Source organism: Novosphingobium sp. LASN5T (assembly GCF_003856955.1).
In the GTDB taxonomy this organism is placed as follows: domain Bacteria; phylum Pseudomonadota; class Alphaproteobacteria; order Sphingomonadales; family Sphingomonadaceae; genus Novosphingobium.
This window is the reverse complement of the sequence record NZ_RQSI01000024.1, coordinates 40,693-64,742: the sequence shown is the minus strand read 5'-3', so window position 1 is coordinate 64,742 and position 24,050 is coordinate 40,693. Positions and strand designations below refer to the sequence as shown.

24 protein-coding genes and 1 pseudogene are annotated in these 24,050 nt (G+C 67.1%); 18 read left to right on the top strand and 7 right to left on the bottom strand.

Annotation, left to right across the window (positions count from 1 at the left end; translation table 11 throughout):
• Positions 1-756, bottom strand: a 756-nt coding sequence (gene coaBC, locus EH199_RS15800) for a bifunctional phosphopantothenoylcysteine decarboxylase/phosphopantothenate--cysteine ligase CoaBC (RefSeq protein ID WP_124810224.1), incomplete at its 3' end; no start/stop codon positions are given.
• Between the two features lie 93 nt (positions 757-849).
• Here coaBC and EH199_RS15795 point away from each other — a divergent pair.
• Positions 850-1,272 carry a hypothetical protein gene (locus tag EH199_RS15795; protein WP_124810223.1) on the top strand — a complete coding sequence of 141 codons (423 nt, stop codon included), beginning with the start codon at positions 850-852 and terminating at the stop codon, positions 1,270-1,272.
• A gap of 39 nt (positions 1,273-1,311) precedes the next feature.
• Here the strand turns inward: EH199_RS15795 and EH199_RS15790 are convergent, their stop codons facing one another.
• From EH199_RS15790 to EH199_RS15780, 3 genes are read right to left on the bottom strand one after another with little or no spacing between them, the layout of a single operon-like run.
• Positions 1,312-2,436 (bottom strand): acyltransferase, encoded by a 1,125-nt coding sequence (locus tag EH199_RS15790; RefSeq protein ID WP_124810222.1) that lies wholly within the window; start codon positions 2,434-2,436, stop codon positions 1,312-1,314.
• Entirely contained in the window at positions 2,433-3,992 is a 1,560-nt protein-coding gene (gene ubiB, locus EH199_RS15785) for a 2-polyprenylphenol 6-hydroxylase (RefSeq protein ID WP_124810221.1), read from the bottom strand. The genes EH199_RS15790 and ubiB overlap by 4 nt, the downstream gene beginning before the upstream one ends.
• A gap of 13 nt (positions 3,993-4,005) precedes the next feature.
• Positions 4,006-4,791: a class I SAM-dependent methyltransferase gene (locus tag EH199_RS15780; RefSeq protein WP_124810220.1), complete on the bottom strand. Its 786-nt coding sequence runs from the start codon at positions 4,789-4,791 to the stop codon at positions 4,006-4,008.
• A 92-nt stretch (positions 4,792-4,883) separates the two neighbouring features.
• Between EH199_RS15780 and mutM the strand changes: the two genes are divergently transcribed.
• The 5 genes and pseudogenes from mutM to EH199_RS15755 all read left to right on the top strand — a co-directional run.
• Complete coding sequence (gene mutM, locus EH199_RS15775; RefSeq protein ID WP_124810219.1) at positions 4,884-5,696, top strand: bifunctional DNA-formamidopyrimidine glycosylase/DNA-(apurinic or apyrimidinic site) lyase; 813 nt, start codon at positions 4,884-4,886, stop codon at positions 5,694-5,696.
• Between the two features lie 73 nt (positions 5,697-5,769).
• Positions 5,770-6,414, top strand: coding sequence for an energy transducer TonB (locus tag EH199_RS15770; protein WP_190287289.1), 645 nt, complete (start codon positions 5,770-5,772; stop codon positions 6,412-6,414).
• Positions 6,415-6,558: 144 nt separating this feature from the next.
• A complete protein-coding gene (locus EH199_RS15765; protein WP_124810217.1) occupies positions 6,559-7,218 on the top strand; it encodes a hydrolase in 660 nt (219 codons plus the stop codon).
• A gap of 92 nt (positions 7,219-7,310) precedes the next feature.
• Entirely contained in the window at positions 7,311-8,138 is an 828-nt protein-coding gene (locus EH199_RS15760; protein WP_124810216.1) for an alpha/beta fold hydrolase, read from the top strand.
• Between the two features lie 15 nt (positions 8,139-8,153).
• Positions 8,154-8,315 (top strand): annotated as a pseudogene (locus EH199_RS15755) (DUF1427 family protein); the annotation flags it as partial.
• 227 nt (positions 8,316-8,542) lie between these two features.
• Here the strand turns inward: EH199_RS15755 and EH199_RS15750 are convergent.
• A complete protein-coding gene (locus tag EH199_RS15750; protein WP_124810214.1) occupies positions 8,543-9,472 on the bottom strand; it encodes a LysR family transcriptional regulator in 930 nt (309 codons plus the stop codon).
• Between the two features lie 116 nt (positions 9,473-9,588).
• Between EH199_RS15750 and EH199_RS15745 the strand changes: the two genes are divergently transcribed.
• From EH199_RS15745 to EH199_RS15695, 10 genes are all read left to right on the top strand, one after another.
• Positions 9,589-10,287: a pirin family protein gene (locus tag EH199_RS15745; RefSeq protein WP_124810213.1), complete on the top strand. Its 699-nt coding sequence runs from the start codon at positions 9,589-9,591 to the stop codon at positions 10,285-10,287.
• Between the two features lie 285 nt (positions 10,288-10,572).
• Positions 10,573-11,352 carry a glutathione S-transferase family protein gene (locus EH199_RS15740; protein WP_124810212.1) on the top strand — a complete coding sequence of 260 codons (780 nt, stop codon included), beginning with the start codon at positions 10,573-10,575 and terminating at the stop codon, positions 11,350-11,352.
• Entirely contained in the window at positions 11,352-12,149 is a 798-nt protein-coding gene (locus EH199_RS15735; RefSeq protein ID WP_124810211.1) for a glutathione S-transferase family protein, read from the top strand. The genes EH199_RS15740 and EH199_RS15735 overlap by 1 nt, the downstream gene beginning before the upstream one ends.
• A gap of 7 nt (positions 12,150-12,156) precedes the next feature.
• On the top strand, positions 12,157-13,722 hold the full coding sequence (locus EH199_RS15730; protein ID WP_124810210.1) for a class I adenylate-forming enzyme family protein: 1,566 nt from the start codon (positions 12,157-12,159) through the stop codon (positions 13,720-13,722).
• Positions 13,723-14,054: 332 nt separating this feature from the next.
• A complete protein-coding gene (locus EH199_RS15720; protein ID WP_124810228.1) occupies positions 14,055-16,175 on the top strand; it encodes a PQQ-dependent dehydrogenase, methanol/ethanol family in 2,121 nt (706 codons plus the stop codon).
• Between the two features lie 325 nt (positions 16,176-16,500).
• Complete coding sequence (locus EH199_RS15715) at positions 16,501-17,373, top strand: amidohydrolase family protein (RefSeq protein WP_124810209.1); 873 nt, start codon at positions 16,501-16,503, stop codon at positions 17,371-17,373.
• An 11-nt stretch (positions 17,374-17,384) separates the two neighbouring features.
• Positions 17,385-17,849 carry a beta-lactamase hydrolase domain-containing protein gene (locus EH199_RS15710; RefSeq protein WP_124810208.1) on the top strand — a complete coding sequence of 155 codons (465 nt, stop codon included), beginning with the start codon at positions 17,385-17,387 and terminating at the stop codon, positions 17,847-17,849.
• Complete coding sequence (locus EH199_RS15705; protein ID WP_124810207.1) at positions 17,846-18,607, top strand: SDR family NAD(P)-dependent oxidoreductase; 762 nt, start codon at positions 17,846-17,848, stop codon at positions 18,605-18,607. The genes EH199_RS15710 and EH199_RS15705 overlap by 4 nt, the downstream gene beginning before the upstream one ends.
• A gap of 21 nt (positions 18,608-18,628) precedes the next feature.
• Entirely contained in the window at positions 18,629-19,405 is a 777-nt protein-coding gene (locus tag EH199_RS15700) for a glutathione S-transferase family protein (RefSeq protein ID WP_124810206.1), read from the top strand.
• 30 nt (positions 19,406-19,435) lie between these two features.
• Positions 19,436-20,173: an alpha/beta fold hydrolase gene (locus EH199_RS15695; RefSeq protein WP_124810205.1), complete on the top strand. Its 738-nt coding sequence runs from the start codon at positions 19,436-19,438 to the stop codon at positions 20,171-20,173.
• Positions 20,174-20,202: 29 nt separating this feature from the next.
• On the opposite strand, the gene EH199_RS15690 is transcribed toward EH199_RS15695, so the two are convergent.
• Together EH199_RS15690 and purU are read right to left on the bottom strand one after the other, a co-directional pair.
• Positions 20,203-20,604: a VOC family protein gene (locus tag EH199_RS15690; RefSeq protein WP_124810204.1), complete on the bottom strand. Its 402-nt coding sequence runs from the start codon at positions 20,602-20,604 to the stop codon at positions 20,203-20,205.
• 76 nt (positions 20,605-20,680) lie between these two features.
• The gene (purU, locus tag EH199_RS15685; protein WP_124810203.1) at positions 20,681-21,535 is read right to left on the bottom strand and encodes a formyltetrahydrofolate deformylase; all 855 of its coding nucleotides are present in this window, start codon (positions 21,533-21,535) and stop codon (positions 20,681-20,683) included.
• Between the two features lie 123 nt (positions 21,536-21,658).
• On the opposite strand from purU, the gene EH199_RS15680 reads away from it, so the two are divergent.
• Entirely contained in the window at positions 21,659-23,059 is a 1,401-nt protein-coding gene (locus EH199_RS15680) for an aminomethyltransferase family protein (RefSeq protein WP_124810202.1), read from the top strand.
• 78 nt (positions 23,060-23,137) lie between these two features.
• Positions 23,138-24,013: a methylenetetrahydrofolate reductase gene (locus EH199_RS15675; RefSeq protein WP_124810201.1), complete on the top strand. Its 876-nt coding sequence runs from the start codon at positions 23,138-23,140 to the stop codon at positions 24,011-24,013.
• The last annotated feature ends 37 nt before the right edge of the window (positions 24,014-24,050 follow it).

Below are 24,050 nucleotides of genomic sequence, written 5' to 3'. Positions count from 1 at the left end.
GGTTTCCACGTCCACGCGGTCCACGCCCGGCGGCGTCGGCAACCGGACCGGGCCGGCCACCAGCGTCACCCGCGCCCCGGCCCGCGCGGCGGCGGCGGCGATGGCGAAGCCCTGCTTCCCGCTGGAGCGGTTGGCGATGTAGCGCACCGGATCGATCGGTTCGTGGGTGGGGCCGGCGGTGACGACGATGTGCTTGCCGGCCAGACGGCGGGCGCCAGGGCCGCACATGCCGGCGATCGCCTGCCAGATCGCGGGCGGTTCGGGCAGGCGGCCGGGGCCGTATTCGCCACAGGCCATCGGGCCTTCGTCCGGCTCCAGCACGGTCACGCCATCGGCGCGCAGCGTGGCCACGTTGCGCCGCGTGGCGGGATGGCCCCACATGCGCACGTTCATCGCCGGCACGGCCAGCACCGGCTTGTCGGTGGCGAGCAGCAGCGTGGTGGCGAGGTCGTCGGCCACGCCCGCCGCCATGCGGGCGAGCAGATCGGCCGTCGCCGGGCAGACGACGACAAGATCGGCCTGCCGTGACAGCTGGATGTGCCCCATCTCGACCTCGTTCTTGAGGTCCCACAGCGTGGTGTGCACGGGGTTCTCGCTGAGCGCGGCGAGCGTGAGCGGGGTGACGAAGTGCGATCCGCCATCGGTCAGGACGCAGGTGACCGAGCCGCCCTCCTTGCGGATCAGCCGCACCAGTTCGGCGGCCTTGTAGGCGGCGATTCCGCCACCGACGATCAGGAGAATGCGCGGTCCGTTCATCGCCCGCGCTTGTGCAATGCGGTTCGCCCGCGCGCAATCCTTTTGCGCGAAAGGCGAACTTGCGGCACACCGGCCCGAAACGGAGGGACCGATATGCGTCTTGTAGTGACCGCGCTGATTTTCCTGACGGGCCTGTTCGACCTGTTCATGGCGGTTTCGTTCCTGCTCGATTCCGGCAGTGCCGGCGCGGGGCTGGGCGTGGCGGCGATCGGCATGGCCGGTGGGCCGCAGGGCGCGGCAGCGGGGCTTTCGACGATCCGCGCGGACTTCACCTCGTTCTTCGGCGTCGGAGCGTTCTGCATGATGTGGGGCGCCTGGCGCCGCAACGCGGACCTGCTGCTGGTGCCGGCGCTGCTGTTCGGCGTCTCGTTCGTGGGCCGCGCGGTGAACGTGGCGATGGTCGGTCCCTATCCGCAATGGCCCCTGCCGATGGGCGTGGAGGCCTTCCACGTCGCTCTGGCGCTTGCGGCGTGGCGACTGCTGCCGCACCACCGGATCAGCGACATCGCCGCTTAGAAGCCGCCCAGGGGCATTTTAGGGCTATCCAGGCGTGGCTCAGGCGTGCGCCGGGTGGTGGTCGCGCAGCCGCTTGGCCATGCGGAACACCCAGCGCTGCGCCGGCCGTTCGAACCAGCGGTGCGAGGCGAAGCCGGCCAGGATGGCGAGGCCCAGGAAAAAGACGAGGAACGCGGGCTGGCTGGCGATGCGGCGCGTGCCCACCGTCTCGTCGATCAGCAACACCAGCATGAGCTGCAAGGGGAAATGCCACAGGTAGATGCCATAGGAGGCATCGCCCAGCTGCCGGCCGATGGCGAAGCGATCGTTGCGGTCGGCCAGATCGAGCGCGAGCGTGAGGCAGAGCGCGGCGAAGGTGCCGGCAAGGATCACCATGTCGCGCGATTGCCAGCCGTTCCAGGTCCAGAACGCCCCCGCCACCAGCAGCGCGCCCAGCGGCAGCAGCGTGGCCGGGCGCAACCAGCCGCGCAGCGCCATGCCATAGACAGCCACCCCGCCGAAGAAATAGCCAATGCAGGCCATCACGTCCCGGTCGGGCAGCTTGGCGAACACCGCCCAGACGAAGCCCGCCGCGATCGGCAGCCCCAGCGCCAGCGGCGCGCGGCGCAAAGCGGGCAGCGTCAGCCAGAACACCGCATAGGCGAGCATTTCGGTGGAGAGCGACCACGACGGGCCGTTGAACGACTGGTTATCCTGCCATCCCCAGTACTGCATCAGCGGCAGGCTGAGCAGGAAGTGCTTGAGGTTGTTCTGGTGGTAGATGAAATCGGTGCCGTTGAGGCCCGCATAGGCCGCCTGCAGCACCGCCACGAGCATCAGCGTCAGCAGGTGCAGCGGCCACAGCCGGGCCACGCGCGCCAGCCAGAAGCGCCCGCGCCCCTGCGTGTCGGCCAGATAGACGTGCGCGAAGACGAAGCCCGAGACCGCCCAGAAATACTGCACGGCGGTGTGGCCGTAGTCGTAGAGCCAGGCGAGCGCGTGGTAGAGCGGCACCACCGCCGAGCGCCGGACGTGGAAGCCGTATTCGACCGGCGGCACGAAGAAGTGCTGGTAATGCCAGAACAGCACGGCCACCGCCGCGAGCAGGCGCGAGAAATCGAGCGCGTTGAAGTGCCTCTTGGAAAGCCGCAGGCGGCCTTTCGCCGAAGGAGGCGCGGCGTTCATCCCCACCAGCCCAGCAGGCTGCCGGCGAGCGTGAGGCCCGCGCCCGCCGCGAAGGCCAGCGCATAGCCGGCCCAGCCGCCGGACGAGGTGCCCCGCTTGCGTTCCCACATCAGTTCCACGGCGGGCAGTGGCGGCGGTTCGGGCGCGCCGCCCTTGGCGGGGAAGCGGTCCTCGATCCGGCGGACCAGCGCGGGCAGGCGCAGCAGCGTTTCGGCATCCTCGCGGATGCGGTCGGCAATCGCGGATTCGGGGCCGAGTTCGTCGCGGATCCAGCTGCGCACGAACGGCGCGGCGGTATCCCACATGTTGATGTCGGGATCGAGCTGGGTGGCGATCCCTTCGACCATGACCATCGATTTCTGCAGCAGCAGCAGGTGCGGCTGGGTCTGCATGTCGAAATCGCGGGTGATCGCGAACAGCCCGTCGAGCATCTGGCCCACCGAAAGCTCGCTGACCGGCTTGCCGCGCATCGGTTCGCCCACGGCGCGCAGCGCGGTCGCGAATTCGTCGACCGAATGGTAGCTCGGCACGTATTGCGCCTCGAAATGGATCTCGGCCACGCGGCGGTAGTTGCCGGTGGTGAGGCCATAGAGGATCTCGGCGAGCCACGCGCGGGCGCGCCGGTCGATGCGGCCCATGATGCCGAAATCGATCGCGGCGATGGTGCCGTCGGCTTCGACGAACAGGTTGCCCTGGTGCATGTCGGCATGGAAGAAGCCGCCGCTGATCGCCTGGTTCAGGAAGGCGAGCACCAGCCGGCTGGCCAGTTCCTTGCGATCGTGGCCGGCGGCGTCGAGCGCGGCGTTGTCGCTGATCTTGATGCCGTCGATCCAGTCGAGCGTCATCACCCGGCCGTTGGTGCGGTCCCAGTCGATCGCGGGGATGCGATAGCCGGGGAAGGCGTGCATCTGTTCGGCGAGTTCGGAGGCGGAGGCGGCCTCGCGCCGCAGGTCCAGCTCGCGCACGGTCCAGCGCTTGAAATTGGCGATAACAAGGCGCGGGCGCAGGCGGCTCGCCTCGCCGCCCAGCGCTTCCAGGTGCGCGGCGGCCCATTCGTAGGTCTCGATATCGCGCGTGAACTTCTCGCGCACGCCGGGGCGCAGCACCTTGACCGCGACCTCGCGCCCTTCGGTGGTGGTGGCGCGGTGGACCTGCGCGACCGAGGCGGCGCCGACCGGTTCGGGATCGAATTCGGCGAACATCGCTTCCAGCGGGCGCTCGAACGTGGTCTCGATCTCGTGCCGGATGTGCTTGAACGCCACCGGGGGCAGGCGGTCCTGCAGGCTCAGCAGGTTGCGCGCGGCTTCCTCGCCCACCAGATCGGGCCGTGTGGCCAGCGTCTGCCCCAGCTTGATCGCCGCCGGGCCGATCGCGCGGAAGGCGCCGGCGTAGTCGGGCTCCGCCGGCTGGCGCGTGCCGAACCGGGCGATGCGGCACAGGCGGCGCACCGGCGCGGGCGTGTTGGGGCTCTGTTCGAGCAGGCGCAGCGCGCCGTGGCGCGCCAGCACGCGGCCCCAGCCCAGCAGGCGGCGGATATGGGTGGCGGGCAGGGTCAAGGCCGGCGTCCCCTCAGACCTTCCAGCCCGAATGGATGGCGACAAGGCCGCCCAGGATCGGTTCGACCTTGGTGTGCCGGAAGCCCGCCGCGCGGATCATCCCCTCGAACTGTGGCATCGGCGGAAAGCGGCGGATCGATTCGATCAGGTAACGATAGCTGTCGGCATCGCCGGCGATGGCCTGCCCGATCTTCGGCACCAGCTTGTGCGAATAGGCGTCATAGACCTCGGAGAAGCCCGGCCATTCGGTGGTCGAGAATTCCAGGCAGAAGAACCGCCCGCCGAACTTGAGCACGCGGAAAGCCTCGGCCAGCGCCCGGTCGATATGCGTAACGTTACGGATACCAAAGGCGATCGTGTAGGCATCGAAGAAGCGATCGCCGAAGCTCAGCTCCTCGGCGTTCTGGCGCGACCAGACGAGGCCGTCGATTCCGCGCTTCATCGCCCGCTCGATGCCCACGTCGAGCATGTCCTGGTTGATGTCGGATACGGTGATCGCCGCGCCCGATGCCGCCATGCGGAAGGCGATGTCGCCGGTGCCGCCGGCCATGTCGAGAATCGATTCGCCCTCGCGCGGCTTCACCCGCTTGACGAACCGGTCCTTCCACAGCCGGTGCATCCCCACCGACATGGCATCGTTCATCACGTCGTATTTGCGCGCGACGCTGGAAAAGACCGCGCCGACGCGGGCGACCTTCTCGTCGGCGGGAACGTCCTCGTAGCCGAAGGACGCGGTTTCGCCCTGCGTGTTGCCCGTTCCGGCGGTGTCCGTTGCGGTGCCCGATGTGCCAGTGTTCATGCCAAGCGCCTTTAGTGGGGAATTGTCCGGACGGCAAAGCCTGTTAGGGGAGTGGGCCGGCACCGCGCGCATCAACGCAAAAAAGAAACATCATGCCCGAACTACCCGAAGTCGAAACCACCGTTCGCGGGCTGGCCACCGTGCTGGAAGGGCAGGCCATCGCGCGCGTGCGCGTCAACCGGCCCGATCTGCGCCGCCCGTTCCCCGCCGATCTGGCGCAGGCGCTGACCGGCGCGCGCGTGACCGGGATGGGGCGGCGCGCCAAGTACGGACTGGTCCACACCGACCGCGACCGGACGATGGTGTTCCACCTGGGCATGTCCGGCCGCTGGCGCATCGATCCGGCGGACATCGGCAAGCACGATCATCTGGTGCTGGAAACCGGCAACGGGCACGTGCTGGCGCTGAACGACGCGCGGCGGTTCGGCTCGGTCGATCTCGTCGATACCCCGTTGCTGGAAGCCTGGCCGGCCTTCGCCGCGCTGGGGCCGGAGCCGCTGGGCGCGGGCCTGACCGCCGCGCACCTCGCCGCTGCCTTTCGCGATCGCACCGCGGCGGCCAAGCTGCTGCTGCTGGACCAGCGCATCGTGGCGGGCCTTGGCAACATCTACGTCTGCGAGGCGCTGAACCGCGCCGGCATCCACCCGGAGCGCGCGGGCGGCAAGGTCACCCGCAAGGCGCTGGAGCGGCTGGTGCCGATGATCCGCGCGGTGCTGGAGGAATCGATCGCGGCGGGGGGATCGACCCTGCGCGACTATGCCCGGCCCGACGGCGAACTGGGCTATTTCGCCAAGGACTGGCGCGTCTATGGCCGCGAGGGCGAGCCATGCCCCTGCGGCGGCACCGTGGAGCGCGTGGTGCAGGGCGGCCGCTCCACGTTCTTCTGCCGCACTTGCCAGAAATAAGAAGTTTTTGTGACAGGGTGTCACATGCCGTTGATTATGCCGCGCGCAGGCGTAGCATGGGCGGATGGAGAGGATGGCTTATCTGCTGTTTCTCGCGGCGCTGGCCCTGGGTGGCTCTGCGCCCGCGCAGGCCGAGCAACCGCCCCGCCTGCGCAATCCCGCCGGGATGATCGGGCGTGACGATTACCCCAAGGATTCGCTGAAACGCGAGGAATTCGGCGTGGTCTCGGTGGCGCTGGAGGTTTCGCCGCAGGGGCGCGCGACGGCGTGCGCGGTGACCGAAAGCAGCGGCTTCGCGGCGCTCGACACGGCGACGTGCGCGCTGTTGCAGAACCGCGCGCGGTTCGAGGCGGCGAAGGATGCCGCCGGGCAGCCGGTGGCCGGGCGGTTCGCGCTTTCGACATCGTGGGGCATGGGCGAGCACATGGCTTCCTCGAACATCCGCCTGACCCTGCAGGCGGCGAAGCTGCCCGAGGACTATCGCCAGTCCGTGCGCGCGCAGGTGGCGTTCGACGAGACGGGCCACATCCATGCCTGCGACATCCTGCAATCGAGCGGCAGCGCCGCGGTCGATCGCGATGCCTGCGCGTTCATGGCCCGCAAGCTGACCGTGCCGCCGCCGAAAAGCCTGGCGCCCGGCGTGCGCCCGGAAGCGATCCGCTATGTGCTGGCGCAAGTGATGACCCGCGCCGAAGCGGAAAAGGTCGCCGCGCAGTAAGCGCGAACTTTTCCAAAATATAGAACGTTCAAATCCAGATTATGCCTCTGCATTGAAAGGCCGAGTCGCCGTATTCCTTCACTCACCCCAGCGACCCGGGGCGAACGAACGCACTTTCCAGAGCTTTCCCAGAAGGATACCGCCATGACCGTCACCGCAACGCCCACCCCCGCCAAGGCCCTGCTCGATCCGGCCAACCACGCGCTTGTCCTGATCGACTTCCAGTCGCAGATGGCCTTCGCCACCAAGTCGATCGCGCCCGAACTGCTGCGCAACAACGCCGCGCTGGTGGCCAATGCCGCCGCCGGCTTCAAGGTGCCCACGATCCTGACCACGGTGGCCGAAAAGAGCTTTTCCGGCCCGATGTTCAGCGAAATCACCGATGCCTTCCCCGGCCAGCCCCTGCTCGACCGCACGTCGATGAACACCTGGGAAGACGCCGCGGTGATCGACGAGGTCAACCGCATCGGCAAGGACCGGCTGGTCTTCGCCGGCCTGTGGACCTCGGTCTGCATCGTCGGCCCGGTGCTGTCGGCGCTGGAACAGGGCTTCGAGACCTATGTCATCACCGACGCCAGCGGCGATATTTCCGACGAAGCGCACGAGCGTGCGGTGGAGCGGATGGTCCAGGCCGGCGCGAAGCCGATCACCTCGCTGCAATACCTGCTCGAACTCCAGCGCGACTGGGCGCGGGCGGAAACCTATGACCTAACCACCGGTATCGCCCGCAAGTGGGGCGGCGGCTACGGTCTGGGCATCACCTATGCCCGCGCGATGTTCAACGCCTCGGAAGGCGCGCACTGAACCCGTTGTTTCCCCTGCGGCCGGGCGTTTCTCCCTGATCCCTCCCGCCCGGCCGTTCCTGCCAACCTCCTGTGATCCCAAGGAGAATTCCCATGAGCTTTGTTACCACCGCAGACGGCACCCGCATTTTCTACAAGGACTGGGGCAGCAAGGACGCCCAGCCCGTGGTCTTTTCGCACGGCTGGCCGCTTTCGGCCGACGCCTGGGACGGCCAGATGCTGTTCCTCCTCCAGCAGGGCTATCGCGTGATCGCCCATGACCGGCGCGGCCACGGCCGTTCCGACCAGCCCGACACCGGCAACGACATGGACACCTATGCCGACGATCTGGCGGCGGTGATCGAGGCGCTGGACCTGCGCAACGTGGTGCTGGTCGGCCATTCGACCGGCGGTGGCGAGATCGCCCACTATGTCGGCCGGCATGGCACGGCGCGGGTGGCGAAGATGGTGCTGGTGGGCGCGGTGCCGCCGCGCATGGCCGTGAGCGACATCTATCCCGGCGGCCTGCCGCTCTCGGTGTTCGATGGCATCCGCAAGGGCGTGGCCGACAACCGTTCGCAGTTCTATCTCGATCTTTCGACGCCCTTCTTCGGCTTCAACCGCGAAGGCGCGCACGTCAGCGACGGGCTGCGCCAGTCGTTCTGGCGGCAGGGCATGCAGGGTTCGATCGTGGGCCAGTACCTGTGCGTCCACGAATTCTCGGAAGTCGATTACGCCCCGGACCTGAAGGCGATCGACGTGCCCACGCTGTTCATCCACGGCAACGACGACCAGATCGTGCCGATCGGCAACGCGGCCGAACTGGCGGTGAAGATGGTGCCGGGCGCGGAACTGAAGGTCTATGAAGGCGCGCCGCACGGGCTGACCGCGACGCACCAGGACCGGTTCAACGCCGACCTGCTGGCCTTCATCAAGGCCTGAGGAGGAGTGACCGCCATGCAGGCCATGCTCCTTTCGCTCGGCGCCGGAACGCTGGCCGGCATGGTCTATGGCCTGCTGGGGGTCAAATCCCCCGCCCCGCCGGTGATCGCGCTGGTCGGGCTGGCGGGAATCCTGCTCGGTGAACAGGCGCTGCCGGCGGCCAGGACGGCGCTGGAGCCGCCCACCGTGATGCAACCGGCCGGGCGTTGAATGCCCCGCCCTCCGAAGCGCCCGCCGGCCCGCAAGGTCCGGCGGGCGTTTTCGCGCCGGGCATGATGGCATTTGTTTCGTCATTGCGAGCGTAGCGAAGCAATCCAGAGCCTCACGTGGTGCCCTGGATTGCTTCGCTACGCTCGCAATGACGATGGGGAAGGGCGATGTCGTGCTGGCGAGATTGCCCGGCGCTAGATGTCGCCCAGCCCTTCGAGCTCGCGGTCCTGCGCGCCCAGTTCCACGAACTGGTCCAGCAGCCACGAGGCGGCCGGGCCGGGCGGGGTATCGCGCCGCCACACGCCGTTGAAGCGATAGGTGCCGCCGACGTGATCGGGCATGTGCAGGCGCACCAGCGTGCCCGCCACAAGGTCTCCGTCGATCATCGGCAGCGGCATGTTGCCCCAGCCGATCCCTTCGCGCAGCAGGGCGTGCTTGGCCGAAAGGTCGGCGAGGCGCCAGGTTTGCGGGCTCGTGACCGAATAATCGCGGCCTTCGGTGAAGCGCGAACGGTCGGTCAGCACGAGCTGGGTATATTCGCGGCCCATGCCGGGCAGGATTTCCTTGGCGCGGCCCAGCGGGTGATCGGGCGCGGCGACGGGCACCATCGCCACCGACCCCGCCATGCGCGATTCCAGCCCTTCCACGCCAGCCGAAAGCGGGCCGGAAATGCCGACGATGGCCTTGCGGTCCAGCACCATCGCGGCGATGGCGCCCAGCGCTTCCATATGCAGCTTGAGCTGGACGGTGGGGAACTCCTGCTTGAACGCGCGCAGCACGCGGCCCAACCGGTCGGGCGGCAGCATCACGTCGATGGCGAGGTCCACTTCGGCCTCCAGCCCGTCGAGCAGGCCCTTCACCTTGGCGCGCAGCCCGTCGATCCCCTGCGAGATCGTGCGCACTTCGGCCAGCAGGGCGCGGCCGGCCACGGTCAGCTGCGGCTTGCGCGTGCCTTCGCGGTCGAACAGTTCGAGGCCCAGCTGCGCTTCGAGATTGGCGATGCCATAGCTGATGACCGAAACCGCGCGGTTCAGCTTGCGCCCGGCGGCGGCGAAGCTGCCGGTATCGACGATGGCGAGGAAGATGCGCAGCTGATCGAAAGTGGGGGTGCCGGGATTGCTCACTTTTCCGATTCCTCGAATGAATTGCCGCATTTTATCTGACTGAGCGGAAAGGATGGCAACGCCTAAATGGAAGCCTGACGGCGCGGCCTTTTTCGGCGCGCCAGCGGAGACATACCATGATCGAACTGCGTCCCTTCGACAGCCTTGGCGGCGCCAATCACGGCTGGCTCGATGCCAAGCACCACTTCTCGTTCGCGAGCTATCACGATCCCGCGCGTGTCCACTGGGGCAACCTGCGCGTGTGGAACGACGATACGATCGCGCCCAAGAGCGGCTTTCCGCCGCACCCCCACCGCGACATGGAAATCATCACCTATGTCCGCGAAGGGGCGATCACGCACCAGGACGACCTTGGCAACAAGGGCCGGACCGAAGCGGGCGACGTGCAGGTGATGAGCGCCGGCACCGGCATCCGCCACGCCGAATACAACCTGGAGGACGTGACCACCCGGATCTTCCAGATCTGGATCATCCCGACGCGCGATGGCGGCGCGCCGAGCTGGGGTTCGCGCCCGTTCCCCAAGGACGACCGTTCCGGCCACTTCGTCACGCTCGCCTCGGGCTATGACAACGACAACGACGCGCTGCCGATCCGCACCGACGCGCGGGTGGTGGGCGCGACGCTGAAGGCGGGTGAAACGGCGGAATACCCGCTGGGCCGCGATCGCAAGGCCTACCTCGTGCCCGCCAGTGGCGCGGTGCAGGTGGGCGACGTGCGCGTCAACGCCCGCGACGGCGCGGCGATCAGCGATCTCGACGTGGTGCGCATCACCGCGATCGAGGACAGCGAGATCGTGATGGTCGACGCCGCCTGACCATTCCCTGCCGATCCCCGGAACCCCGCGCCGCCCCGGCGCGGGGTTTTCCGTGTCCGCCGCAATAGCGCCGTTTGGTTTCACTCCATGAAACCGTGCCGCAAGGGGAGCGGCGCGGCGCGCGCGGCTGCCCCAAAGTGCCGTAAATTTTCACGCGATGGCTCTTGACCGACTCTCGGTCCAAATTAGTATGTAACACTAACAAAATCGGGATGGCCCGATCGGGAGAGAGTCGATGGTGCAGCAAGGCGGCGTGGAGCCGCTCCCTCGGGCAGGCGGCACGGCATGAGCGGGATCGCGCTCTACCACTGGGAACCCAACGCCAATTCGGGCAAGCCGATGCTGGCGCTGATGGAAAAGGGCGTGTCGTTCGACAGCCATTACATCGACATGCTCCAGTTCGACCAGCACAAGCCCGGCTACCTGGCGATCAATCCGCAGGGCACGATCCCGGCGATGACGCACAGCGGGGCGTGGGGCACGCGCGTGCTGACCGAAAGCACCGCGATCATGGAATACGTGAACGAGGAGTTCGCCGGGCCGGCCCTGATGCCCGCCGATCCGCGCGACCGCTGGCGCATCCGCTGGTGGATGAAGTTCATGGACCAGTGGCTTGGCCCCAGCTTCTCGATGATCGGCTGGAGCGTGTTCGTCGGCCCGATGGTGCGCCAGCGCGATCCGGCCGAACTGGACGCGGCGATCGAGCGCATTCCTCTGCCCGAACGCCGCGTGGCCTGGCGCAAGGCGATCAGCGGCCAGTTCGGCGAAGCGGAAATGGCGGAAAGCCGCCGCCGCGTGGCGTTGGGCATCGGCCTGCTCGAACAGGAGCTGGGCAAGCGCGATTACGTGGGCAGCGACCACTACAGCCTGGCCGACATCAACATCTTCAACAGCACCTATTCGCTGCCGCTGTCGCAGCCGGACCTCGCCGGCAAGGACCGCACGCCCAACATCATGCGCTGGCTCAAGCGGGTGTACCAGCGCGAGGCGGTGCAGAAGACCTGGGCGATGGGGCGCACCGATCTCGCCCACCGCTACAGCCTGATCATGGAAGGCATCGACTGATGGGCGCGGTTCTCTATCACGGCGAGCCGAACGGCGCCTCGCTGACGGTGCTGGCGGCGCTGGCAGAAACGGGCGACGAAGCGGCGCTGGGCATTACCTGCCGGCCGATCGACCTTCTGGCCGGCGAACGGCACCGCATCCCCGGCCTTTCCGAACGTGTCGCGCTCGACATGGGGATCGAGGGCGAAGGCCCGGTGCTGGTGATCGATGGCGAGGCGATGACCGAGTCGGTGTTCCTGGCGCAATACATTGACGAACTGGCGGGCGGCGCAGGGCTTCAGCCGGCGGATTCGCACGCGCACTGGGAAATGATGATGTGGTGCCGCCAGATCACCGAACGGCTTTCGCCGGCGGCGGCGCTGCTCGGCAACCTTGCCTCCTCGCAGGCGGAAATCGCCGCCATTGGCGCGGCGGATTTCGCGGGAATCACGGCCAGCATCCCGTCCGACGATCTGCGCCAGCGCTGGCAGGCGCTGCACGATGGCACGATCGACGCGGCGCAGGTGGCCGACAGCGAGACCAAGGTGGCGCAGGCTGTCGCGCGGTGCGAAGGCCAGCTTGCCGACGGGCGCGACTGGCTGATGGGCGTCTATTCGATCGCGGACATCGTCACGTTCTCCTGGCTCGCGGGCATGGAACTGCTCCGCCCCGAAGCCTTCGCCGCCGCGCCGAAAACGACCGCGTGGCTGGCGCGCGTGCAGGCGCGGCCCGCCGTGGCCGCCGCGCTGGCGCGCGCCACCGTATCCGAACCGCTCCGCGCCTGGGCGCCGGGGCCTGAAATTAATCGCTGGGGGTAAGCCGACGATGCGTGCAATCGACTATTTCGACCGGGGCCATGATCGCGATCCGCAGCGGCTGGCGGTGGTGGACACCGAAACCGGGCTGAAGCTGACCTTCGCCGAGACCAAGGAACTGTCCGAACGGATCGCGGCGGCGCTGCAGCGCGGCGGGTTCGAGAACCAGGACCTGTTGGGCCTGTACGGCCCCAACGACGGAATGCTGCTGGTGGTGCTGCTGGCGATGTGGCGCGCCAACGGCAAGTGGATCCCGGTCAACACGCGCAACGCCATCGATGCCAACGCCGGCTACATCAACTACGTGCGCTGCAAGTGGCTGGTCTATCATTCGTCGAAGGCGGACGAGGTCCAACAGCTCAAGGACCGCTGCCCGGTGATGCAGCACTTCGTCTGCCTGGACCAGCGGATGGGCGACGATCCCAGCCTCGAGGAGTTCATGGCCGGCGTGACCGCCGCCGATTTCGTCGAGCCGGAGGTCGATGCCTTCGGCAACCTGTCCGATCTGGTCGGCATCTTCCCCACCGGCGGCACCACCGGCCCGTCGAAGGGCGCGAACGTCACCAACCTGGGCTGGGGCACGATGATCGAGACGGCGGCCGACGGCATGGGCGGGCGCACCGACAGCCCGGTGGCGCTGGTTTCCGCGCCGATCACGCACGCGGCAGGGCCGATCGCGCTGTCCACGTTGAGCCTGGGCGCGACGCAGGTGATCCTGCCCGGATTCGATGCCGAGCGCGTGCTGCAGACCATCGCGGAGTACAAGGTCACCCACATGTACCTGCCGCCGACGGCGCTGTACCAGCTGATGGCATCGCCCGAGATCGGCGACCACGACTATTCCAGCCTGCGCATCTTCATCCTGGTCGGTTCGCCGTGCAGCCCGGAAAAGCTGCGCCAGGCGGTGGAGATCTTCGGGCCGTGCATGTGCCAGTCCTATGGCCAGGTGGAATGCCCGATGATCGTGGCGTGGTTCCCGCCCGAGGACGTGGCGCGGTTCGCGAAGGAAGCGCCCGAAAAACTGGCCGCCTGTGGCCGGCCCACGCGCTCGATCCGGGTCGCGCTGCTCGACGATGACGGCCGCGAGGTACCGCGTGGCGAGGCGGGCGAGATCTGCGCGCGCGGCGCGCTGGTCAGCCATTCCTATTTCGAGAAGCCCGAGGAAACCGCCGAAGTCCGCAAGTTCGGCTGGCACCACACCGGCGATGTCGGCAAGTTCGACGAGGACGGCTACCTGTACATCGTCGACCGCAAGAAGGACATGGTCGTCTCCGGCGGGTTCAACGTGTTCACCGCCGAGGTCGAGGCGGCGGTTACCGAACTGGCGCAAGTGCGCGAGGCCTGCGTGTTCGGCATCCCGCACGAGAAGTGGGGCGAACAGGTCCACGCCGTGGTGGTGGCCGAGGGCATCACCGGCGCGGAGATCATCGCCTATGCCAAGGATCGCCTGGGCGGGGTGAAGGCGCCCAAGTCGGTCGAGTTCGTGGACGCCATTCCCCGCACCGCCGCCGGCAAGATGGACAAGAAGGCGCTGCGCGTGAAGTATTGGGGTGACGCCCAGCGGATGGTTAACTAGGTCGTAAACTCATAATCAGCAGGCTCGAGGTTTGAAGCAAAATGGCCCGGCGCAAGGAGGAGGGGCGCAGGAATATGTCGATATTTCAAGCCGCTCCGACGCCGCGCTGGGCCATTTTGGTCAAATCCCTGCGGGACGTTCAAATGGCTTCCATCTCGAACCGAAAGGCGCTGGCAAAGGCAACCAGCCTTCGCGGCGCGCCTTTCGGCCCGATATGTTCGCCATTTGGACGCCTCGAGCCTGCTGATTATGAGTTTACGACCTAACGCCTTGAACGGGACGCGAATCCGAGCCGGAAGCCGGCCGATGGGAGAGGATGCGAGATGCGAATGATGCGTGGAATCCGGTGGGTGCTGGCATCGGGCGCGGTGCTGCTGGCAACGCTGACCGCCAGCGACATGGTGACGGCGGCAAACGGTGGCGCCCGCAGCGTGGTGGACGCCGCGCGCATCCAGGCCGCCAGCGCGGTGGACTGGCTCTCCTATGGCCGCACCTATGACGAGCAGCGCTTCAGCCCGCTCGACCGCATCAACCAGGGCAACATCGGCTCGCTGGGGCTGGCCTGGTCCGCCGACATGGATACCGCGCGCGGGCAGGAAGCCACGCCGCTGGTGATCGACGGCAAGATCTACATCACCACGGCGTGGTCGAAGGCCAAGGCCTATGACGCGGTATCGGGCAAGCTGCTGTGGGAGTTCGATCCCAAGGTGCCCGGCGAAACCGCGGTGAAGGCGTGCTGCGACGTGGTCAACCGCGGCTTGGCGGCATGGGGCGACAAGCTCTATCTCGGCACGCTGGACGGCCGGCTGATCGCGCTGGACCGCGCCACGGGCCGGCAGGTGTGGTCCACGGTCACGGTCGACCAGACCAAGGCCTATACCATCACCGGCGCGCCGCGCGTGATCAACGGGCTGGTGCTGATCGGCAACGGCGGCGCCGAAATGGGCGTGCGCGGCTATATCACCGCCTATGACGCGCAGACCGGCAAGCAGGTCTGGCGGTTCTATACCGTGCCCGATCAGCCGGGGAAGAACACCGAGGAATACCTCAAGAAGGCCGAATCCACCTGGCACGGCGAATGGTGGAAGCTGGGCGGGGGCGGCACCGTCTGGGATTCGATGGCCTATGACCCGGCCACCGATCTGCTCTACATCGGCGTGGGCAACGGCAGCCCGTGGAACCAGTCGTACCGTTCTCCGGGCGGCGGGGACAACCTCTACCTGTCCTCGGTCGTCGCGATCCGCGCGAAGACCGGCCAGTATGTCTGGCACTTCCAGGAAACGCCGGGCGAAACCTGGGACTTCACCGCATCCCAGCACATCATGCTGGCCGACCTCGAAATCGGCGGGAAAGTGCGCAAGGTGCTGATGCACGCGCCGAAGAACGGCTTCTTCTATGTGATCGACCGCGTGACGGGCCAGTTCATCTCGGGCAACAACTATGCGCCGGTGAACTGGGCGACCGGGCTGGACCCGGTGAGCGGCCGGCCGATCGAAAACCCGGATTCGCGCTACGACAAGACGGGCAAGCCCTTCATCAGCACGCCGGGCGCGGCGGGCGCGCATTCGTGGCACCCGATGGCCTACGATCCCGCGCAGAAGCTGGTGTTCATCCCCGCGCAGTTTGCCGCGTTCCCCTATTTTCCGGACAAGAACTGGAAGCCTTCGCCCGTCGGCTTCAACGTGGGCATCGATCAGGCGGCGAGCGCGATGCCGGCCGACGCCAAGGTCCGCGCCGAGGCGCGCGCCGCCACCACCGGGGCGATCATCGCCTGGGACCCGGTGGCGCAGAAGGAACGCTGGCGCGTCAGCTTCCCCGGCCCGTGGAACGGGGGCCTGCTGGCCACCGGCGGCGGCCTGCTGTTCCAGGGCAACGCCAAGGGCACGTTCGCGGCCTATTCGATCAAGGACGGCAAGGAGCTGTGGTCGTTCCCCGCGCAGACCGGCGTGGTCGCGGCGCCCGTCACGTTCATGGCCGGCGGCGAACAATACGTCGCGGTGCTGGCCGGCTGGGGCGGGGTGTGGCCGCTGGCGACCGGCATCCTCGCCGAGAAATCCGGTCCGGTGCGCAACGTCAGCCGCCTGCTGGTATTCAAGATCGGCGGCAAGGCCAGCCTGCCGCCGGCTCCGGCGCTGAACGAACTGCCGCTCGATCCGCCGGCGCTGACCGGCACACCGGCGCAAGTGGCGGAAGGCGCACAGCACTTCGGCCGCTATTGCAACGTCTGCCACGGCGATGCCGCGATCGGCGGGGGCGTGGTGCCCGACTTGCGCCGCAGCGGCTTCCTGGCCGATCCCAAATCGTGGCAGATGATCGTGCACGACGGCGCGCTGAAGGACAACGGCATGATCGCCTGGTCGCCGGTGCTGACGCCGGCGCAGATCGAGACGATCCGGCTCTACGTGATCAAGCGCGCGAACGAGGACAAGGCGCTGGCCGCGCAAGGCGGCTGACAAGACGGCGGACGGGGGCGATCCGGCGTCGTCCCCGTACCGCGTCGGTTTGCGCTGGAAAAAGGGATAGGTCTCGCTTACCACGCATTTTTCACGGACTTGAATATTTCATGGAGCGGAAGCGTGATGGACGACCGGGCCACCGGGGCATCGAGGTCCTATCCCAAGACGAAGACGGTGATTATCCCGTCGTAGGTGTCACCGTCATCCCGGCGTAAGCCGGGATCGCGTGAGGCTAGGCCGAACCGCCTGGCTCTCACCCTGCAACGGCCTGCGATCCCGGCTTTCGCCGGGATGACGGGCATCCTTTTGGAAAGTCTGGAAAATGCCCATCGACCTAACCAAGATCAAGGCGATCGACGTCCACGTCCATGCCGAGGTTTCGTGCCACGATCCCGAAGACCCGATCATGGGCAAGTTCTTCGATGCGGCTTCGGCCTATTTCAAGGCGCCGCGCGAACGACCCAAGATGCCCGAGATCGTCGAGATCTACCGCGAACAGCAGATCGCCTTCTGCCTGTTCACGGTCGATTGCGAGAGCGGCATCGGCGCGAAGCGCCTGTCGAACTACGAGATCGCCGAATTCGCCGCGAAGCATGACGATATCTGCATCCCCTTCGCTTCCATCGATCCGCACAAGGGCAAGCTGGGCGCGCGCGAGGCGCGGGATCTGATCGAGAACCACGGCGTGCGGGGCTTCAAGTTCCACCACATCATGCAGAACATCCACCCGGCCGAGCAGGTCGGCTACGCGATCTACGAGGTCATCAACGAATACAAGCTGCCCGCGATCTTCCACACCGGCCATTCGGGCATGGGGACGGGGATGCGCGGCGGCGGCGGGGTGCGGCTGAAGTACGGCCAGCCCATGCTGGTCGACGACGTGGCGGTCGATTTTCCCGACATGAAGATCATCCTCGCCCATCCGAGCTGGCCGTGGGTGGACGAGAGCCTGTCGATGGCGCTGCACAAGGACAACGTGTTCATCGACCTTTCGGGCTGGTCGCCCAAATATTTCGCGCCGCAGATCATCCAGTACGCCAACACGCAGCTGCGCAAGAAGATGCTGTTCGGCAGCGATTTTCCGCTGATCCATCCACAGAAGTGGATCGAGGCGGCCCTGAAGGTCGGCTTCAAGGAGGAGGTCCTGCCCGGCATCATGAAGGACAACGCCACCCGCGTGCTCGGGCTGGCCTGACGGAGGGGGCCATGGCTGGCGATCCCGAAGACATCCGCGCCTGGCAGCGGCTCGACGCGGAGATCACCACCTCCGGCCGGATCGAGGACAAGGACGTGGCGCGGCTGGCGGCGCTGGGCGTGCGCCACGTCGTCAACCTCGCGCTGGAAACCCATCCCGAGGCGCTGGCGGACGAAGGCGCCAAGCTGACCGGGCAGGGGATCGCCTATACCCACATCCCGGTGCCGTTCGACGCGCCGGGCGAGGATCACTTCGCCGCCTTTCGCAAGGCGGTGGAGGAAGGCCCGCGCCCGGTCCACGTCCACTGCATCATGAACTGGCGCGTTTCGGCGTTCCTCTACCGGCTGAATCGCGACCATCGCGGTATGGCCGAACCGGAAGCGCGCGCGATCATGGAACGCCAGTGGTCGCCCGACGGCAGCGACCGGCCCGAGGCGAAAGTCTGGGCCGCCTTCATCGCCGGGACCGCGCGATGACCGACCTTGCGGGCAAGCATGTCGTCATCACCGGGGCATCGACCGGGATCGGCCGCGCCAGCGCCACGCGCTGCGCGCAGGCCGGCGCGGCGGTGACGCTGATCGCGCGCCGCGCAGACCTGCTGGAACAGGCGGCGGCCGCGCTGCGGGCCGAAACCGGCGCGCGCGCGGCCTTCGCCGCCGCCGATGTGGCCGACAAGGCGGCGCTCAAGGGGGCGTTGGACGCCGCCGTCGCGGCGCATGGCCTGATCGACGGGCTGTTCCTCAACGCCGGGATCGGCGGCACGTTCGCGCCGGTGGAAGACTATCCGGACGATGCCTTCGACGCGGTGCTGGCGGTGAACCTCAAGGGCGTGCTCTGGGCGATCCAGCATGTGCTGCCGGCGATGAAGCAGCGCGGCGCGGGCGCGATCCTGGTGACGGGCAGCCTGGCCAGCGAGCGCGGCTTGCCGATGAACGTGGGCTATGTCGCCAGCAAGCACGCGGTGCTGGGCCTGTCGCGTGCCGTCGCCAGCGAGGCGGCCGCGTTCGGCGTGCGCTGCAACTGCATCATCCCCGGCCTGATCGATACGCCGATGCTGGAAGGGCTTCCGCCCGAAGCCGCCTCGCAGATGGCGCAGGCGGTGCCGCAGGGGCGCACCGGCGCGGCGGCGGAACTGGCCGAGGTCGCCGCGTTCCTGCTGTCGGACGCGGCCAGCCACGTCACGGCGCAGGCCTGGGCGGTGGACGGCGGGATGCTGGGAACGATGCGCGTCTGAACGCGCCCACGGGAGAAGTCTATGGCCCTGAAATACTACCACGCCGAGCCGGTGGCGAACTCGCTCAAGTCGATGATTCCGCTCAAGGAAAAGGGCCTCGCCTACGAAAGCGTCTATGTCGATCTGCACAAGTTCGAACAGCATCAACCGTGGTTCACGGCGATCAATCCCGAAGGGCAGGTGCCGGTGCTCGACCACGATGGCACGGTGATTACCCACACCACGGTCATCAACGAATATCTGGAGGATGCCTTCCCCGATGCGCAGCCCGCCTCCGGCCCGCTGCGCCCGCGCGATCCGCTGGGTGCGGCGCGGATGCGTTACTGGAACAAGTTCGTCGACGAGCATGTGATGAACTTCGTCTCGATGCACGGCTGGCATCGCATGATCGGCGTGATCGCGCGCAATATCGAGAACGGGGAGTTCGAGAAGCTGCTGGAGAACATTCCGCTGCCCGACCAGCGCAAGAAATGGGCCACGGCGCGATCGGGCTTTTCCGAGGCCGATCTGGCCAACGCCACGGCCAAGATCGAATACGCGGTCGACAAGGTCGAAAAACAGCTGGGCGAAACGGCGTGGCTGGCGGGCGATGCCTACACCCTGGCCGACATCAATTTCTACGCCCATTGCGGCATGATGGTGGAGCGCATGTTCCCCGAACTGGAGATCGCGAAGCGCGCGCCGCGCCTGGTCGACTGGCGCGAGCGGATGACCGCGCGCCCCGGCGTGGCCGAAGCGCTGCGCGGCGAGGACCGCACCGCGCCGGGCCTGCGCACCTGGACCGGGCATGTCCGCTAAGGCGCGGCGAAAGGGAGAAATGGGAACGACATGGCCGGTTTTGTCCTGATTCATGGGTCCTGGCACGGCGGCTGGTGCTTCGATCCGGTCGCCGAGATCCTGCGCGCGCGGGGCCATGCCGTGCTGGCGCCGACGCTGCCTGGCATGGGCGGCACAGCGGAGGAACTGGCGGCGGTCACGCTCGCTGGCTGGGCGGATTTCGCGCTGGAACACTGCCGCCGGCTGCGCGCCGAAACCGGCGAGCCGGTGGTGCTGGCCGGGCACAGCCGGGGCGGGCTGGTGGTCAGCACGGCGGCGGAACGCGATCCGCGGGCGATGGACGCGCTGGTCTATATCTGCGCGATGATGCTGCCTGACGGCCTCTCGCGCGCCGAGTTCAAGAAGCTGGAAGGCCCCAACCCGGCGTTCGACACCATCATCAGCCCGGTCCACGGCGGCGTGGGCACGGTGGTCGATCCGGCGGCTGCGGGCGCGGTCTTCGCGCAGGTTTCCCCGCCCGATCTGGTGGCGGCGGTGCTGCCGCGCCTGATCGCCGAGCCGCACGGCCCGCGTTCGGAAAAGCTGGCGTTAACGCCGGAACGGTGGGGCAGCCTGCCGCGCACCTATGTGGAATGCACGCAGGACCGCACGATCCCGATCGACAGCCAGCGCAAGATGCAGCAGTTTTCGCCGGGCGCGCGGGTGGTGACGCTGGATGCGGACCATAGCCCCTATCTGTCGCGCCCGGTCGAGCTGGCCGATGCGCTGGAGAGCAGCATTCCGGCCTGAGACGGGCGGCTCCGCGCGGCAGGCGGGGTTCAATCGCCGAAGAAATTGAGTTCCAGCAGCACGTTGTTGGGATCGGCGGTGAAGATCTGGCGCAGGCCGATCGCGGCGACGGTATTGACCTGATAGGCCATGCCGCGCGCCTCGATCCGGGCGACCATTTCGTCATAGCCGGCGCAGTTGAGCGCGACGTGGTGGATCGCGCCGGTCAGGTCGCCGGGGCGCACGGTGCGGTCGAACGCGCGGGGGCAGTCTTCCGAATTGATGTGGATGATCGCCCGGCCGGCCTCGTCGTACATCCATTGCGCATTCCGCGGCGTGAGCGGGGCGGGCGCGTCGCGCCGTTCGAGGCCGAGCAGGGAACGGTAGAATTCGGCGGTTTCGTCGAGCCGGTCGGTAATGATGTTGACGTGATCGAGCGCGTTGACGCGCATGGCCTTCTCCTCTCGCAAACCGGACCGGAGGCGGCCCCGGGCGGGGAGCTGGTGACCCCGCCGCCCGGCGACCGCATCAGCCCTTGAACACCACGGTCTTGTTGCCGTTCAGCAGCGCGCGGTCCTCCAGGTGCAGGCGCACCGCTTCGGCCAGCACGCGACGTTCGATGTCGCGGCCCTTGCGCACCAGATCCTCGGGCGTGTCGGCATGGCTGACCGTTTCCACGTCCTGGTGGATGATCGGGCCTTCGTCGAGATCCGCCGTTACGTAATGCCCGGTGGCGCCGATCATCTTCACGCCGCGCGCGTGCGCCTGGTGATAGGGCTTGGCGCCCTTGAAGCTGGGCAGGAACGAATGGTGGATGTTGATGCAGCGGCCCGACAGGAACCGCGCCAGATCGTCCGAGAGGATCTGCATGTAGCGCGCCAGCACCACGAATTCGGCGCCCGTTTCGTTGACGATGCGCTTCACTTCGGCTTCCTGCTGCGGCTTGGTATCGCGCGTGATCGGCAGGTGGTGATAGGGCACGTCGCCGATCAGCGAGATGTTCAGCGCTTCCTTGGGGTGGTTGCCGATGATCGCCACCACGTCCATCGGCAGCTCGCCCAGCCGCGTGCGGTAGAGCAGATCGCCCAGGCAGTGATCGAACTTCGAGACCATCAGGATGGTGCGGCGCTTGGCCGCGGTATCGCGCATGGTCCAGTCCATGGCGAACTGCTGCGCCACGGGCGCGAAGGCGGAACGCAGCGCGTCGGCGCCCGCTTCGCCGGGATCGAACACCACGCGCATGAAGAAGCGGCCCGATTCGGTATCGTCGAACTGCTGCGCTTCGAGAATGTTGGCGCCCGATTCGAACAGGTTGCCGGTGACGCGGGCGACGATGCCCGGCTTGTCCTCGCACGAAAGCGTCAAAATCAGCGGTGCACTCATCAAAAGTCTCTCCCGTCTGCGTGGGCCTCATAGGGCGCACGATTTCCGATTGCGAATCTCGTTTGATATTGTATGTGTTGCATACAAATTTTCAACCAGCCATTTTTTGTCGGGAGAGAAGGCATGGCAGCCAAGAATCTTGAAGAAGTCCTCAACGCGGGCGGCAACATCGTCGAAATGCTGCGCAATTCGCAGCTCGGCGCGTATGTCTATCCGGTGGTCGCGCCGGAATTTTCGAACTGGCGTTCGGAACAGTGGGCCTGGCAGCACAGCGCGGTGCTGTTCGACCAGTCGCACCACATGGTGAACCTCTATATCCGTGGCAAGGACGCGCTGAAGCTGCTGTCCGACACCATGATCAACACCCCCAAGGGCTGGACGGTCAACAAGGCCAAGCAGTACGTGCCGACCACGCCTTATGGCCACGTCATCGGCGACGGCATCATCTTCTGGGAAGAAGAGGAATCGTTCACCTATGTCGGCCGCGCGCCGGCTTCGAACTGGCTGCGCTATCACGCGGCGACCGGCGGCTATGACTGCGAAATCGAGCTGGACGACCGTTCGCCGATGCGCCCGATGGGTAAGCCCGTCACCCGCAAGGAATGGCGCTTCCAGATCCAGGGGCCGAACGCCTGGGCGGTGATCGAAAAGCTGCACGGCGGCCCGCTGGAACAGCTCAAGTTCTTCAACATGAGCACGATGAACATCGCCGGCAAGACCGTGCGCACGCTGCGCCACGGCATGTCGGGCGCGCCGGGCCTCGAAATCTGGGGTCCCTATGCCGAGCAGGAAGAAATCCGCGCCGCGATCCTCGAAGCCGGCAAGGAATTCGGCCTGATCGCCTGCGGCAGCCGCGCCTATCCGTCGAACACGCTCGAATCCGGCTGGATCCCCTCGCCGCTGCCCGCCATCTACACCGGCGAAAAGCTCAAGGGTTTCCGCGAATGGCTGGGCGCCGACAGCTACGAAGCGACCGGTTCGATCGGTGGTTCATTCGTGTCGGACAACATCGAGGATTACTACCTCAACCCGTGGGAACTGGGTTACGGCAACTTCGTCAAGTTCGACCACGAGTTCCACGGCCGCGAGGCGCTGGAAGCCCTGAACCCGGCCGACCAGCGCAAGAAGGTGACGCTGGCCTGGCACCCCGAGGACATGACCAAGATCGTGGCCTCGCTGTTCAACCCCGATGGCGAACAGTACAAGTTCTTCGACACCCCGCTCGCCAACTATGCCTCGTCGAACTACGACCGCGTGGTCGATGCGGGCGGCAAGACCGTCGGTTTCTCGATGTTCACGGGCTATTCGTACAACGAGAAGCAGGCGCTTTCGCTCGCCACGATCGATCCGGAAATCCCGGTCGGCACCGAGCTGCGCGTGGTGTGGGGCGAAGAGAACGGCGGCACCCGCAAGACCACCGTCGAGCCGCACAAGCAGATCGAGGTCCGCGCGATCGTTTCGCCGGTGCCCTACAGCCGTGTCGCTCGTGAAGCCTACGCGGAAGGCTGGCGTACCGCCCGCTGATGCAATGAAGACTGGCCCCGCCCGGATCGCCGCAAAGGCGGCCGGGCGGATGGCCTTCCACCAAAAGAGGATCCCGCTATGGCAACACCCCTGATCCATCCCAACTGGGACAAGGCGCCCGACGGGATCACCGACGGCTTCAGCCTGGAGATGACCGCGAAGGACGAGGCCTCGCTGCGCGATGCCGCCCCGCTCATCCCCGCCGATACGCCGATCGCCGTTACCTTCCTGCCGGGCGAGGACGTGGCCGCCCGTGTCGCCGCGACCGTGGCGGTGCGCGAGCTGGGCTTCGAGCCGATGCCGCACTTCTCGGCCCGCCGCATCCTGTCCGAAGACGATTTCGAAGGCTATCTGAAGGCCGTGGTCGAACAGGCCGGCGTGGAGCGCTGCTTCATCGTCGCCGGCGACCCGCCCGAGCCGCAAGGCCCCTATTTCGATACCTCCGCGCTGATCGCGACGGGCGCGTTCGAGCGCGCCGGGATCAAGGCGATCGGCGTGGGCGGGCATCCCGAAGGCCACCCCAACATGACCGTGGCCGAATGCTGGGCCGTGCTGGAAAAGAAGGTGGCGGAAATCGAGCGGCGCGGCATGGCCCCGCTGATCGTCACCCAGTTCGGCTTTGATCCCGATGCGTTCCTGGCCTGGCTGAAGGAGCTGCGCGCGCGCGGCATCGACGCGCCGGTGCGCATTGGCGTGCCGGGGCCGGCGGGGATCAAGCGCCTGCTCGCGTTCGCCGCGCGCTGCGGTGTGGGCGCGTCCACGTCGGTCCTCAAGAAGTACGGCATCTCGGTCACCAATCTGCTCGGCTCGGCCGGGCCGGACAAGCTGGTGAACGCCTTCGCCCAGGGGCTGGGGCCGGAACACGGCCGGGTGCGGCTGCATTTCTATCCGTTCGGCGGGCTGGTGAAGACGCTCGAGTGGATTCACGAGTACAACCGCAAGCACGGCATCTGACCGTGCGGGACCGTTCTCTCCCCCTCGGAGTCGAGAG

Bases quoted from the DNA above. Each gene is read 5' to 3' on its own strand.
- EH199_RS15795 (WP_124810223.1), top strand. From the start codon at position 850: ATGCGTCTTGTAGTGACCGCGCTGATTTTCCTGACGGGCCTGTTCGAC.
- EH199_RS15790 (WP_124810222.1), bottom strand. From the start codon at position 2,436: ATGAACGCCGCGCCTCCTTCGGCGAAAGGCCGCCTGCGGCTTTCCAAG.
- EH199_RS15780 (WP_124810220.1), bottom strand. From the start codon at position 4,791: ATGAACACTGGCACATCGGGCACCGCAACGGACACCGCCGGAACGGGC.
- mutM (WP_124810219.1), top strand. From the start codon at position 4,884: ATGCCCGAACTACCCGAAGTCGAAACCACCGTTCGCGGGCTGGCCACC.
- EH199_RS15770 (WP_190287289.1), top strand. From the start codon at position 5,770: ATGGCTTATCTGCTGTTTCTCGCGGCGCTGGCCCTGGGTGGCTCTGCG.
- EH199_RS15765 (WP_124810217.1), top strand. From the start codon at position 6,559: ATGACCGTCACCGCAACGCCCACCCCCGCCAAGGCCCTGCTCGATCCG.
- EH199_RS15760 (WP_124810216.1), top strand. From the start codon at position 7,311: ATGAGCTTTGTTACCACCGCAGACGGCACCCGCATTTTCTACAAGGAC.
- EH199_RS15745 (WP_124810213.1), top strand. From the start codon at position 9,589: ATGATCGAACTGCGTCCCTTCGACAGCCTTGGCGGCGCCAATCACGGC.
- EH199_RS15740 (WP_124810212.1), top strand. From the start codon at position 10,573: ATGAGCGGGATCGCGCTCTACCACTGGGAACCCAACGCCAATTCGGGC.
- EH199_RS15735 (WP_124810211.1), top strand. From the start codon at position 11,352: ATGGGCGCGGTTCTCTATCACGGCGAGCCGAACGGCGCCTCGCTGACG.
- EH199_RS15730 (WP_124810210.1), top strand. From the start codon at position 12,157: ATGCGTGCAATCGACTATTTCGACCGGGGCCATGATCGCGATCCGCAG.
- EH199_RS15720 (WP_124810228.1), top strand. From the start codon at position 14,055: ATGCGTGGAATCCGGTGGGTGCTGGCATCGGGCGCGGTGCTGCTGGCA.
- EH199_RS15715 (WP_124810209.1), top strand. From the start codon at position 16,501: ATGCCCATCGACCTAACCAAGATCAAGGCGATCGACGTCCACGTCCAT.
- EH199_RS15710 (WP_124810208.1), top strand. From the start codon at position 17,385: ATGGCTGGCGATCCCGAAGACATCCGCGCCTGGCAGCGGCTCGACGCG.
- EH199_RS15705 (WP_124810207.1), top strand. From the start codon at position 17,846: ATGACCGACCTTGCGGGCAAGCATGTCGTCATCACCGGGGCATCGACC.
- EH199_RS15700 (WP_124810206.1), top strand. From the start codon at position 18,629: ATGGCCCTGAAATACTACCACGCCGAGCCGGTGGCGAACTCGCTCAAG.
- EH199_RS15695 (WP_124810205.1), top strand. From the start codon at position 19,436: ATGGCCGGTTTTGTCCTGATTCATGGGTCCTGGCACGGCGGCTGGTGC.
- EH199_RS15690 (WP_124810204.1), bottom strand. From the start codon at position 20,604: ATGCGCGTCAACGCGCTCGATCACGTCAACATCATTACCGACCGGCTC.
- purU (WP_124810203.1), bottom strand. From the start codon at position 21,535: ATGAGTGCACCGCTGATTTTGACGCTTTCGTGCGAGGACAAGCCGGGC.
- EH199_RS15680 (WP_124810202.1), top strand. From the start codon at position 21,659: ATGGCAGCCAAGAATCTTGAAGAAGTCCTCAACGCGGGCGGCAACATC.
- EH199_RS15675 (WP_124810201.1), top strand. From the start codon at position 23,138: ATGGCAACACCCCTGATCCATCCCAACTGGGACAAGGCGCCCGACGGG.